The sequence below is a fragment of the Kitasatospora sp. NPDC043949 genome (assembly GCF_056435365.1).
In genome coordinates, this window is the sequence record NZ_JBWKEQ010000015.1 from 75,976 (window position 1) to 88,464 (window position 12,489).

Below are 12,489 nucleotides of genomic sequence, written 5' to 3' on the forward strand. Positions count from 1 at the left end.
ACCACCGCCCGGCAACCCCGAGGAGCCCCGACCATGCACCTGTTGACCTACTGCGCGGACGGCGACGAGACCCCGCGCCTCGGCGCCCGGCTCGGCGACCAGGTCGCCGACCTGACCGCCCTCGCCACCGCCGCCGGCGCCCGGCTGCCCGACGGCCTGCTCGACCTGGTCCGGGCCGGCGAGGCCGCGCTGGCCACCGCCCGCACGCTGCTGTCCCACGCCGGGCCCGGCCACCCCGCCGTCCGCCCGCTCGCCGAGGTCTCGCTGCGCGCGCCCCTGCGGCCCGGCAAGATCGTCGGTGTCGGCCTCAACTACGTGGAGCACGTCGCCGAATCGCACCGCACCCTGGACACCGAGCGCGAACTGCCCGACCGGCCGGTGCTGTTCAGCAAGCCCGCGACCGCCGTCACCGGCCCGGGCCAGCCCATCCGGCACAACGCCGACCTGACCAAGCAGCTCGACTGGGAGTGCGAACTCGCCGTGGTGATCGGCGAGCCGGCCTTCCGGGTGGCCGAGCGGGACGCCTGGCGGCACGTCTTCGGCTACAGCATCGTCAACGACGTCAGCGCCCGCGACCAGCGCCGTTCCGGGCAGTGGTTCTTCTCCAAAGGACAGGACAGCTACGCGCCGTTCGGCCCGGTCGTGGTCACGGCCGACGAGATCCCCGACCCGCAGGACCTCGACCTTTCACTCAGGGTCAACGGCGAGCTGCGACAGGACTCCAACACCCGCCACATGCTGTTCGGCATCGCCCGCCTGATCGCCGACATCTCCTCCGGCGTCACCCTCGAACCGGGCGACGTGATCGCCACCGGCTCCCCGTCCGGCGTCGGCGCCGGCCTGGTGCCGCCGCAGTTCCTCCAGCCCGGCGACCTGGTCGAGGCCACCATCGAGCGGATCGGCACCCTCGCCAACCCGGTGGTCGACGCCCGCTGAGCGGAGCACCCCACCCCGGCCAGCTCCCGAGAGGAGCCCCAGCACCCCATGACCACCTACCGGATCGGCCAGATCGTCCCCAGCTCCAACGTCACCATGGAGACCGAGGTCCCCGCCCTGCTGCGGGCCCGCGAGGCGGTCGCGCCCGAGCGGTTCACCTTCCACTCCAGCCGGATGCGGATGACCAGGGTCACCCCCGAGCAACTGCGCGCCATGGACGCCGAGTCCGACCGCTGCGCGGCCGAACTCTCCGACGCCCGGGTCGACGTGCTCGGCTACGCCTGCCTGGTCGCCGTGATGGCCACCGGCCCCGGCTACCACCGCGAGGCCGAACAGCGCCTGCACCGGCGCACCGCCGAGAACGGCGCCCCCGCCCCCGTGGTCACCAGCGCGGGCGCCCTGGTGACCGGCCTGCACACGCTCGGCGCCAAGAAGGTCGCCCTCGTCACCCCGTACCTGCGGCCGCTGGCCCGGACCGTGGTCGACTACCTGGCCCACGAGGGCATCGAAGTGCTCGACTACGCGGCCCTGGAGATCCCCGACAACCTCGACGTGGCCGCCCACGACCCGGCGCGGCTCCCCGCCATCGCCCGGCGTCTCGCCCACGCCGAGGCCGACGCGGTGGTGCTCTCGGCCTGCGTGCAGCTGCCCTCGCTGTCCGCCGTCGAGGAAGCCGAACAGCAGCTCGGCAAGCCGGTCGTCTCGGCGGCGATCTGCACCGCCCACCAACTGCTGCGCGCCCTCGGCCTGCCGGCCGTCGCCCCCGGCGCCGGGCACCTGCTCTCCGGCGCCTACGCCCAGGCCTGACGCCGGGCTCCCACCGCTATGATCACCACGAGCTGCCGGGGAGGAGGCGCACCATGTCGGAGAGCACGACCCGGCCCAGCTCGCTCATCCACACCGTGTACGGCGAGTTCGTGCGCCGCCTCGGCGGCTGGATCTCGATCGCCGACCTGATCGCGCTGATGGCCGAACTCGACGTCGACGGCCCGGCGGTGCGCTCGGCCATCTCCCGGCTGAAGAAGGCCGGCACCCTGTTCCAGGAGCGCCGCGACGGCACCGGCTACCGGCTCGCCCCGGCGATGGACCCGGTCTTCGAGGAGGGCGACCGCCGGATCTTCCACAGCCTGGAGCCCGCCGAACTCGCCGACGGCTGGGTGGTCGCGGTCTTCTCGGTGCCCGAGTCCGAGCGCGCCCACCGCCACCAGCTGCGCTCCCGGCTGAGCTGGCTCGGCTTCGGCAACGCCGCCCCCGGCGTCTGGCTGGCGCCCGCCCGGCTGCTGCCGGACGCCCGGCGGCTGCTGGAGCGCCTCGGGCTGAGCGCCTACGTGCACCTGTTCCTGTCCGCCGAGTACGCGGGCTTCGCCGAACTGCGCACCGCGGTGGCCGGCTGGTGGGACTTCCCGGCGATCGAGGCGCAGTACGCGGCCTTCGACGACGCCTGGCGCCCGGTCGCCGCCGAACTGCGCGGCCGGCCGCGGGTCGACCCGGTCGAGGCGTTCCGCGACTACGTCCCGATGCTCACCCAGTGGCGCCGGCTGCCCTACCTGGACCCGGGCCTGCCCGAACCGCTGCTGCCCGCCGACTGGAACGCCGTCGCCGCGCGGGCCGTCTTCACCGAGCTGCACGCGCTGCTCGCCGAGCCCAGCCTGCGGCACGTCGAGAAGGTCACCGGCCTGTCGGCCGGCGCCCCACCCCACCAGGAGCCGCGATGACCGACCCCGCCCCCGCCGACCTCCTCGTCCGCGCCGCCGCCGTCCACACCCTCGTCCCCGGCCGGCCGCCGCAGCGGGCGATCGCCGTTACCGGGGCACGGATCACCGCCCTGTCCCCCGACCCGCACGGCCTGGACGACCTGGTCGGACCGGCCACCGAGGTCCTGGACGCCCCCGCCGCGACGGTGCTGCCCGCCTTCGACGACACCCACACCCACCTGATCCTGGCCGGCCACAGCGTCCACGGCGTCCCCGTCCACCGGGCGCGCGACCTCGCCGCGTTCCTCGGCCTGATCCGCGAACGCGCCGCCCAGACCCCGCCCGGCCAGTGGATCCACACCACCGTCAACTGGCAGGAGGTGCTGCTCGCCGAGCAGCGGCTGCCCACCACCGCGGAACTGGACGAGGCCACCGCCGACCACCCCGTCCTGGTCCGCCGCGGCGCCTACAACATGGTGCTCAACTCGGCCGCGCTGCGCCTCGCCGGCATCACCGCCGACACCCCCGACCCGCCCGGCGGCCTGCTCGAACGCGACGACCGGGGGCGACTCACCGGGCGGCTGGTCAACAAGGCGGTCGAACTGGTCGAGCGGATGCTGCCGCGCCCCGCGCTCGCCGAACGGGTGGCCGGCCTGCGCGCCGCCTCCGCCGGCTATGCCGCCACCGGCATCGGCACCGTCCGCGACTGCCTCGTCCCGGTCGAGGACCTCGACGTGCTGCTCGCGGCCCGGGCCGCCGGCGCGCTCGCCGTCCGGGTCCGGGCGCTGGTCTCCGGCTTCGCCGCCCGCACCCCCGAGCAGGTCGACGAGCTGCTGGACCGGATGGACGCCTGGCGCGCCGCCGGCGAGGACGACGACCTGCTGCGGCTGTGGGGGGTGAAGTTCGGCATCGACGGCGGCTTCGAGGCCGGCGCGCTGGAGGAGCCGTACCAGGACCGGCCCTGCTACCACGGCCGGCTGCTCTGGGAGCCGAAGGAGCTGGTCGCGGCCGTCGACCGGGTGGTCGGGCGCGGCTGGCGGGTCGGCGTGCACGCCTGGGGCGACCGCGGCCTGCGCACCCTGCTGGACGTCTTCGAGGAGGTGCTCGACCAGCGCCCCGGCCTGCCGCCCGGCACGCTGGTGGTCGAGCACGGCGGACTGGCCCGGGCCGACCAGCGGGCCCGGGCGATCGCGCTCGGCGTACCCGTCACCGTGCAGCACCCGCTGCTGCACGACGGCGCGCTCGCCCAGCAGCGGGCCTGGGGCGAGGAGCGGACCGCCGGGATCTTCCCGCTGCGCGAATGGCTCGACGAGGGCGCGCTGCTGGCCGCCGGCTCGGACTTCCCGGTCGGCCCGTACGGCGCGATGGTGTCGGTGTGGGGCATGACGACCCGCCGGACCACCGCCGGGGTGGTGGGGCCCGAGCACGCCGTCGACCGGGCCGAGGCGGTCGCGCTGCACACCGTCCACGCGGCCCGGCTGATGGGCGAGAGCGCCGAACGCGGCAGCCTGCGGCCGGGGGCGCTGGCCGATCTGACGGTGTGGCCGGTCGATCCGCTGAGCTGCCCGGTGGACGTGCTGCGCGAGCTGCGGCCCGAGCGCACGGTCGTCGGCGGGCGGACCGTCCACCCGGCCCAGGCCTAAGGACCGTCCGGCCGGACCTCCTGGAGCAGCCCCCAGGTGAAGTCGGCGGTGCACGGGCGCGCCCGCCCGTCGGCGTCCGGGGCGGTGAAGTCGAGCTGGAAGCGGGTCGGCGCGCTGCCCTCGCGCGGCCGGGCGGGCGGAAACGCGGCGCCCAGGTCGGCGACCACGCAGCTCCACGGCGCGAGGTCGGCGAGGGTGCGCAGCCCGGGCGCCGGGGCGTCCGGTCCGCGCACCAGCCACTCGTTCAGCAGCGGCCGACCGGCCTGCGCCGGACCGAGCAGGCTCTCGAAGCGCAGCTCGGGCCAGAGCGGCAGCGCCCACTGCCGCGCGGTGCAGGCGAGGTCCCCGATCCGGCGCGGCACCACCGCCTGCGGCGGGCCGAGGACGGCGGCGCAGCGGTCGGCGCCGCGTGGGAACCGGGGCGAGCGGACCATCGCCTGCCAGCGCTTGTTCGCCTCCCGCATGGCGGCCCGGGTCGCGCCGAGCCGCCGCACGGCCTGCTCGACCGGTTCCGGGTTGAAGTCGGCCATCCGGCGCAGCAGCACGAGCTGGAACTCGGTGGCCCCGAAGCCGTGGATCGCCATGGCAGCAGGGTAGTGCCCGGGGCGTGGCACCGCCCTGCCGCCGAAGCGTTCGACCGTCGAAGGGGTCGAACGCCGAAGGGGTCGAACGTCGGGGCCGTCAGCCCCCGACGTAGGCCGCGAGGTGCTCGCCGGTGAGGGTGGAGCGGGCGGCGATCAGGTCGGCGGGCGTGCCCTCGAAGACGATCCGGCCGCCGTCGTGGCCGGCGCCCGGGCCGAGGTCGATGATCCAGTCGGCGTGCGCCATCACCGCCTGGTGGTGCTCGATGACGATGACCGACTTGCCGGAGTCCACCAGCCGGTCGAGCAGCCCGAGCAACTGCTCGACGTCGGCGAGGTGCAGGCCGGTGGTCGGCTCGTCGAGGACGTAGACGCCGCCCTTCTCGGCCATGTGGGTGGCCAGCTTGAGCCGCTGCCGCTCGCCGCCGGACAGCGTGGTGAGCGGCTGGCCGAGGCTGAGGTAGCCGAGCCCGACGTCGGCGAGGTTGGCGAGGATGCGGTGCGCGGCCGGGATGCGGGCCTCGCCGGTGCCGAAGAACTCCTCGGCCTCGGTCACCGGCATCGCGAGCACCTCGCTGATGTCGCGGCCGCCGAGGTGGTACTCCAGCACCGAGGCCTGGTAGCGCTTGCCCTCGCACTCCTCGCAGGTGCTGGCCACGCCGGCCATCATCGCCAGGTCGGTGAAGACCACCCCGGCGCCGTTGCAGTTGGGGCAGGCGCCCTCGGAGTTGGCGCTGAACAGGGCCGGCTTGACGCCGTTGGCCTTCGCGAAGGCCTTGCGGATCGGCTCCAGCAGCCCGGTGTACGTCGCCGGGTTGCTGCGCCGGGAGCCGCGGATGGCGCCCTGGTCGACGGACACCACGCCCGCGCCCGTGGGGATCGAGCCGTGCACCAGCGAGCTCTTCCCGGAGCCGGCGACGCCGGTGATCACGGTCAGCACCCCGAGCGGGATGTCGACGTCGACGTCGCGCAGGTTGTTCGCCGTCGCGCCGCGGATCTCCAGGGTGCCGTTCGGCTCGCGCACCGCCTTGCGGACCGCGGCCCGGTCGTCGAAGTGGCGGCCGGTGACGGTGCCGCTGGACCGCAGCCCCTCGACGGTGCCCTCGAAGCAGACCGAGCCACCCGCCGTCCCGGCGCCGGGTCCGAGGTCGACGACGTGGTCGGCGATCGCGATGGTCTCCGGCTTGTGCTCCACGACCAGCACCGTGTTGCCCTTGTCCCGCAGCCGCAGCAGGAGTTCGTTCATCCGCTGGATGTCGTGCGGGTGCAGGCCGGTGGTGGGCTCGTCGAAGACGTACGTGACGTCGGTGAGCGCCGAGCCGAGGTGCCGGATCATCTTGACCCGCTGCGCCTCGCCGCCGGACAGCGTGCCGGAGGGCCGGTCGAGCGAGAGGTAGCCCAGCCCGATCTCCACGAACGAGTCGAGGGTGTGCCGCAGGGTCCCGAGCAGCGGCGCCACGGCCGGCTCGTCGAGGTCGCGGACCCAGGCGGCCAGGTCGCTGATCTGCATCGCGCAGGCGTCGGCGATGCTGGTCCCGCCGATCAGCGACGACCGGGCCGCCTCGCTGAGCCGGGTGCCACCGCAGTCGGGGCAGGCGGTGAAGGTGACCGCCCGGTCGACGAACGCCCGGATGTGCGGCTGCAGCGCGTCCCGGTCCTTGGTGAGCATCGACTTCTGGATCTTCGGGATCAGCCCCTCGTAGGTGAGGTTGACCCCGTTGACCTTGACCTTGGTCGGCTCGCGGTGGAGGAAGTCCTGCATCTCCTTCTTGGTGTACTTGCGGATCGGCTTGTCCGGGTCGAGGAAGCCCGAGTTCGCGTAGATCCCCACCGTCCACCAGCTGTCGGTCTTCCAGCCGGGGATGGTGATCGCGCCCTCGGAGATCGACTTGGTGTCGTCGAAGAGCTGGGTGAGGTCGATGTCGGAGACGCTGCCGCGGCCCTCGCAGCGCGGACACATGCCGCCGGTGATGCTGAAGCTGCGCCGCTCCTTGACGGTCTTCCCGCCGCGTTCGACGGTGACGGCGCCCGCCCCGCTGATCGAGGGGACGTTGAAGGAGAACGCCTTGGGCGAGCCGATGTGCGGCTGCCCGAGCCGGCTGAAGAGGATCCGCAGCATCGCGTTGGCGTCGGTGGCGGTGCCGACCGTGGAGCGGGGGTCCGCGCCCATCCGCTGCTGGTCGACGATGATCGCGGTGGTCAGCCCCTCCAGCACGTCGACCTCGGGCCGCGCCTGGGTCGGCATGAAGCCCTGGACGAAGGCGCTGTAGGTCTCGTTGATCAGCCGCTGCGACTCGGCGGCGATCGTGTCGAACACCAGGGAGCTCTTGCCGGAGCCGGAGACGCCGGTGAACACCGTCAGCCGCCGCTTCGGGAGCTCGACGCTGACGTCCTTGAGGTTGTTCTCGCGCGCGCCGTGCACGCGGATCAGGTCGTGACTGTCGGCACCGGGTGCCGCCGGCGGCTGCGCGGCCGTCCTCGTGGGCTTGCTCATCGTCTTCCCCATCTGTGCGGCGGAGCCGCCGTCGCGGTGGCTGATCACCGGCCGCCGCACCGGGGAGGGGAGCCCCGTCCACCGGTGCCGGCCAGGCATGGCGGAAGCCTAACCGCCGTCCCGAGGACGGCCCGGCCGGTGGGCCCGCGGATCGGCGTCCGGTACCGGCCGCACGGCGTGGCACGATCGCAGGGGCGGCCGGACGGGGGAAGCCCGCCCGACCGCCCCGGTCGGCCTCAGTCCTTCACCACGCCGGCCGGCGTCAGTCCTTCACCGCGCCGGCGGGCGTCAGTCCTTCACCGCGCCCGCCAGCCCGGACACCAGCTTGCGCTGGACCGCGATGAAGAAGATCAGCACCGGCACCGTCATCAGCGTCGACGCCGCCATGATGCCGCCCCAGTCGTTCTCGTCCGGCTTGAAGAAGACCAGCAGCGCGGACGGCAGGGTCTGGTTCTGGGTGGCGCTGATGATGAAGGTCTTCGCGAAGACGAAGTCGTTCCACGCGGCGATGAAGGAGAACACGCTGGTCGCGGCGAGGCCCGGGGCCACCAGCGGCAGCAGGATCCGCCACAGGATGCGGGTGCGGCTGGCGCCGTCGATCTGCGCGGCCTCCTCGATCGACACCGGCACGGCCGCGACGAAGCCGCGCATCATCCAGATGCCGAACGGCAGCGAGAAGGCCAACTGCACCAGGATCAGCGAGGCGAGGGTGTTCAGCCCGATGCCCGGCGCGAACCGGCCGGCGTCACGGAACATGAAGAACAGCGGGATGGTGAGCGCCTCGACCGGGATCATCTGGGCGATCAGGAACATCACCATGATGGTGGTGCGGAACCTGAACCGGAACCTGGTCACGGCCACCGCCGCCAGGAACACCACGACGGCCGAGAGCACCACCACCGACAGCGCGATGACCAGACTGTTCACGAAGTACCGGCCGAAGCCGTCCACGCTGAGCACCTGGCGGAAGCTCTCCAGCGTGGGGTGGGCCGTCCACGGCTTCGGATCCAGCGACCGCACCTCGCCCTTGGGCTTGAACGCGGACAGCACCATCCAGAAGATCGGGAAGGCGGTGACCACGGCCAGCACGATCGCGCCGGTGTTGGCGGCGAGCCGCCAACGGCCGCGGGTGTTGCGGGCTCGGGTGCTACCGGGCCGGGTGTTGCCGGTTCGGGTGTCCCGAACGGGGTTCAGAGTGCTCACAGTTCGTTCCCCGTCCGTCGCAGGGTGCGGATGTAGAGGACCGTCGGGATCACCAGGATCAGCAGCATGATCACGCCGATCGCCGCGCCGAGCCCGTACTGCGAGGAGGCGAACGCCTTCTGGTACGCGTACACGTTGAGCACCAGGTTCTGGCCGGCGATGCCGCCGCCCTCGGTCATCACGTAGATCTGGGTGAAGACCTTGAAGTCCCAGATCACCGACTGGATCACCACGATGGTCAGGATCGGCCGCAGCATCGGCGCGGTGATCCGGCGGAAGGTCGTCCAGGTGTTGGCGCCGTCCAGGGCGGCGGCCTCCATGATCTCCTCCGGGATCGCCCGGATCCCCGCGTAGAGGGTGACCATCACGAAGGGGAAGGAGTGCCACACCACGACGGCGCCGACGATCAGGAACGCCGTCCACTTGTCGTAGAACCAGTTGAACTCGTGGAAGCCGGTGAGCCCGAGCTTCACCAGCGTGTGGTTGACCAGGCCGAGGTTGGTGTCGAACAGGAAGCTCCACACCGTCGAACCGGTCATCGCCGGAGCCGCCCAGGCCGCCATCGCGGCGGTGGTCAGCACCAGCCGGGGCCACCGCCCGACCTTGGTCAGCAGGACGGCGAGGGTCGCGCCGACGGCCAGGGTGGCGACCACGCAGAACGCGGCGAAGCCGACCGTCTGCAGCAGCACCGACCAGAACTGGCCGTCGCTCAGGATCTTCGAATAGTTGCCGAAGCCGACGAAGGAGGTCGGGGCGCCCCCGGAGGCCTGGGCCTGCCCGAAGTCCAGCACGGACAGCAGGCCCAGCTGGTAGATCGGGTAGGCGACCAGCGGGATCAGGATGACCGCGGCCGGCAGGAGCAGCAGCAGCGGGGGCCGGCGGCGCCGGCCGCCCGAGGGTGCGGCCGGCGCCGTGCCCCCACGGCGCCCGCGCGGGGAAGGCGGCGCCGTCGGGGCGGTCGTGGTGGATGCGGACACGTGCGGGACCTGCTCTCTTCCGCGGACCAGGAGGTCGGTGCGGGACCAGGAGGTGGTACGGAACCAGGGGTTGGTACGGGGGTTGGAGGCGGGGCCGGGGGTCGGAGGCGGGTGCGCGGCCGCCGTCAGTGCGCGGCGAAGGCCGAGGTGATCTGGTTCGCGGCGTCGCCCGAGGCCTTCGCCACGTCCGCCTTGCCGGTGACCACCTGCTGCAGCATGGTCGGGATCACCGCCTGGGCGTCGATCTGCGCCCACGCCTGGTCGAGCGGGACGAACCTGGTGCCGGCCGCGATGGTGTCGGTGAACGGCTTCAGGAAGGCATCCTTGGCGGCGACCTTGCCGCTGACGGACTTGAGCGTCGGCAGGTTGCCCATCGCGTCGTACATCTGCTCCTGGTACGCCGGGCCCGCCAGCAGTTCGGCGAATTCAAGGGCGAGCGTGCGGTGCTTGGCCGCCTTCATCACGCCGAGGTTGTTGCCGCCCGCGAACGCCGGGGCGATCGAGCCGGCCTTCTCCCCGGGCAGCGGCACCACGCCGTACTTGCCCTTCACCGGGCCCCCGTCGACCTTGCTGCGGCTGGAGTTGGGCAGGATCGCCATCGCCGACTTGCCGGCCGCGAACAGGTCGACGGTCTTGCCGCCGGTGAGGTCGGCGCACTGCTGGGCGGGGCAGCCGTCGGCGCCGAAGAGATCGGTGTAGCGCTTGATCCCGGCCTGCGAGGCGGGCGAGTTGATGGCCGCCTTGTACGCGGAACCGTCCTTGGCGGCGATGTCGCCGCCCGCGTCCCAGACGAACGGCAGCGCCCCGAAGGTGTACTTGCCGCCGACGGCGATGCCGAAGGTGTCGGGGTTCGCGGCGTGGATCTTCTGGGTGGCGGTGACAAGTTCGGCGTACGAGGTCGGCGGGGTCAGCCCGGCCTCGGTGAACAGGTCGCTGCGGTAGTAGAGCGCGCGCACGGCGACCCACCAGGGCAGGCCGTACGTCTTGCCGTCCACCACGGCGGTCTTGACGATCGCCGGGTCGAGGTCGCCCTTGTCCTGCCACTTGTCGAGGTCGGCGCCGATCTCGGCGAGGCCACCGGCCGCGACGTAGCCGGGGAGGTCGGTGTTGCCGAACTCGACCAGGTCCGGGGCGCTGCCCGGGTCGTTGAAGGCGCCCTTCATCTTGGCCGCGCGGGCGGAGGCGTCGGTGTCGATGTAGCTGACCTTGACGGTGACGCCCTGGTGGGAGGCCTGGAACTCGCTCACCGCCTTGCCGACCACGGCCTCCTTGGCCGCGTTGCCCGCCTCGTTGTACAGCCAGACCTGGAGGGTGCCGGTCCGGTCGTCGGCGGCCTTGTCGCCGGCCGGCGCGGCGGTGCCCGGCGCGCAGGCGGTCGCGGCGAGGCAGCTGGCGGCGAGCACGGCGGCCGCGGCAGTCCGTCTGATGAGTCGCATGGGTGGAGAACCTCCCCTCCCGACAGTTGCCGCCGAGACGTGCGCCGCTGGGGACGGGTACGTCGAAGCAGGCCCTGACCGGGGCCGATGGTGGGTGTGGGTGGAGGACGGCCCGGACGCGTTGGGGGGCGTCCCGGGCAGGCCGGTACGGGGGTACGGCAGGGCGGACCGTTCGGGTGGGGCGGCGTCGCCTGCTCGATGGCAGGGACGTTAAGCGCGGGCGATCGGCGCCAACAAGAGGGGGTTCGGGAAGTTTTGCACTGCACAACGTTGTGTCGAAGAAGCGGCGTTGCGGACGCGAACGGGTACCTTCTGACAACCGCCGCCGTCGAGCGGGGGGAACACCGGCAGCACGCGGCAGCAGCACACGGCTGCAGTACACGGCAGTGGCACTCGACAGCGGAACGAGACAGGGACGGACCACCCATGACGGAGACGGGGCCCGACGCGGAGACCGAGCGGCCCGCGGGCACGGCGGCCGACAGACCCACCGGCGCTGCGGCCGAACGACCCTCGGGCGCAGCCGCCGGGCGCAAACCCGCGACCGAACGCAACCAGTCGTCCTCGCTGCGCCGCGCGCTCGCCGTCCTCGGCCACGTCCGCGACCACAGCGACGGGCGCGGCGTCCCGCTCGCCCAACTCGCCGAAGCGCTCGGCCTCAACAAGAGCACCGTGCTGCGGCTCGCGGGCCCGCTGCTCGACGAGCACCTCCTCGACCGCGACCGCGAGACCGGCTGGTTCCGGCTCGGCCACGGCTCACTGCGCCTCGGCCAGGCCTACCTCTCCACCCTCGACCTGCGCAGCGTCGCCGCCGAACACCTGCGCCGACTCCAGCGCGAGGCCGGCGAGACCGTCCACCTGACCGTCTGGCAGGCCCCCGGAATCGTCTACCTGGACAAGGTCGAGGACGAGACCAACGTCCGCATGGCCTCCCGCGTCGGCAGCCGCGCCCCCGCCTACTGCACCGCCACCGGAAAGGCCATCCTCGCCTGGCTGCCCGACGAGGCCGTCACCGAGGTCGTCGCCGCAGGCCTGCGCCCGGTCACCGCCTGGACCATCTCCGACGAGACCCGGCTGCGCGCCGACCTCGCCCGGATCCGCGCCCGCGGCTACTCCATCGACGACCGCGAGAACGAACCCGAGGTCCGCTGCGTCGCCGCACCGATCTTCGACCACGCCGGCGAGGTCACCGCCGCCCTGTCGGTCTCCGGCCTGACCTCCCGCATGACCGCCGCCCGCGTCCGCGCCCTCGGCCCCGTCGTCGCCCAGGCCGGGCTGCGGATCTCCCGCGAACTCGGTTCCGACCGCCAGCCGTCCTGAGCCCCGGCCCGGCCCAGGCCGGGGCTTCCGGGCTTCCGGGCTTCCGGCCGGGGCTATTCCGAGGGCAGCAGGACCCGCTGCTCCACCGGGGAGGACAGGATCACCGACGTCGCCGTCCGACCGAGCACGGAGATCGCCTCCCCAAAAGCAAACAAGGCCCGGCACCTTTAGAAAGGCACCGGACCTCATCCGACAATTGGAGCGC

10 protein-coding genes are annotated in these 12,489 nt (G+C 73.0%); 5 read left to right on the forward strand and 5 right to left on the reverse strand.

What is annotated here, in order from left to right; all coding sequences use genetic code 11:
* The first annotated feature begins 33 nt into the window (after nt 1-33).
* From AC07AL_RS15035 to AC07AL_RS15050, 4 genes are read left to right on the forward strand one after another with little or no spacing between them, the layout of a single operon-like run.
* Nucleotides 34-936 carry a fumarylacetoacetate hydrolase family protein gene (locus AC07AL_RS15035; protein WP_363585221.1) on the forward strand — a complete coding sequence of 301 codons (903 nt, stop codon included), beginning with the start codon at nt 34-36 and terminating at the stop codon, nt 934-936.
* Nucleotides 937-984: 48 nt separating this feature from the next.
* A complete protein-coding gene (locus AC07AL_RS15040; protein ID WP_363585223.1) occupies nt 985-1,743 on the forward strand; it encodes a maleate cis-trans isomerase family protein in 759 nt (252 codons plus the stop codon).
* Nucleotides 1,744-1,796: 53 nt separating this feature from the next.
* A complete protein-coding gene (locus tag AC07AL_RS15045; protein ID WP_363585225.1) occupies nt 1,797-2,651 on the forward strand; it encodes a PaaX family transcriptional regulator in 855 nt (284 codons plus the stop codon).
* The gene (locus AC07AL_RS15050; RefSeq protein ID WP_363585227.1) at nt 2,648-4,273 is read left to right on the forward strand and encodes an amidohydrolase; all 1,626 of its coding nucleotides are present in this window, start codon (nt 2,648-2,650) and stop codon (nt 4,271-4,273) included. The genes AC07AL_RS15045 and AC07AL_RS15050 overlap by 4 nt, the downstream gene beginning before the upstream one ends.
* Here the strand turns inward: AC07AL_RS15050 and AC07AL_RS15055 are convergent.
* The 5 genes from AC07AL_RS15055 to AC07AL_RS15075 all read right to left on the reverse strand — a co-directional run bounded on the left by AC07AL_RS15055 (nt 4,270) and on the right by AC07AL_RS15075 (nt 10,964).
* Nucleotides 4,270-4,857 (reverse strand): hypothetical protein, encoded by a 588-nt coding sequence (locus AC07AL_RS15055; protein WP_363585229.1) that lies wholly within the window; start codon nt 4,855-4,857, stop codon nt 4,270-4,272. The two genes, AC07AL_RS15050 and AC07AL_RS15055, sit on opposite strands and share 4 nt — an antisense overlap.
* A 97-nt stretch (nt 4,858-4,954) precedes the next feature.
* The gene (locus AC07AL_RS15060) at nt 4,955-7,348 is read right to left on the reverse strand and encodes an excinuclease ABC subunit UvrA (RefSeq protein WP_363620916.1); all 2,394 of its coding nucleotides are present in this window, start codon (nt 7,346-7,348) and stop codon (nt 4,955-4,957) included.
* A gap of 288 nt (nt 7,349-7,636) precedes the next feature.
* Nucleotides 7,637-8,551, reverse strand: a complete 915-nt coding sequence (locus tag AC07AL_RS15065) for a carbohydrate ABC transporter permease (protein ID WP_478317616.1) — start codon at nt 8,549-8,551, stop codon at nt 7,637-7,639.
* Entirely contained in the window at nt 8,548-9,528 is a 981-nt protein-coding gene (locus AC07AL_RS15070; RefSeq protein ID WP_063350256.1) for a carbohydrate ABC transporter permease, read from the reverse strand. Before AC07AL_RS15070 ends, AC07AL_RS15065 begins: the two co-directional genes overlap by 4 nt.
* Nucleotides 9,529-9,653: 125 nt before the next feature.
* Complete coding sequence (locus tag AC07AL_RS15075) at nt 9,654-10,964, reverse strand: extracellular solute-binding protein (protein ID WP_363585231.1); 1,311 nt, start codon at nt 10,962-10,964, stop codon at nt 9,654-9,656.
* A gap of 426 nt (nt 10,965-11,390) precedes the next feature.
* Between AC07AL_RS15075 and AC07AL_RS15080 the strand changes: the two genes are divergently transcribed.
* On the forward strand, nt 11,391-12,284 hold the full coding sequence (locus AC07AL_RS15080) for an IclR family transcriptional regulator (protein WP_079136066.1): 894 nt from the start codon (nt 11,391-11,393) through the stop codon (nt 12,282-12,284).
* The last annotated feature ends 205 nt before the right edge of the window (nt 12,285-12,489 follow it).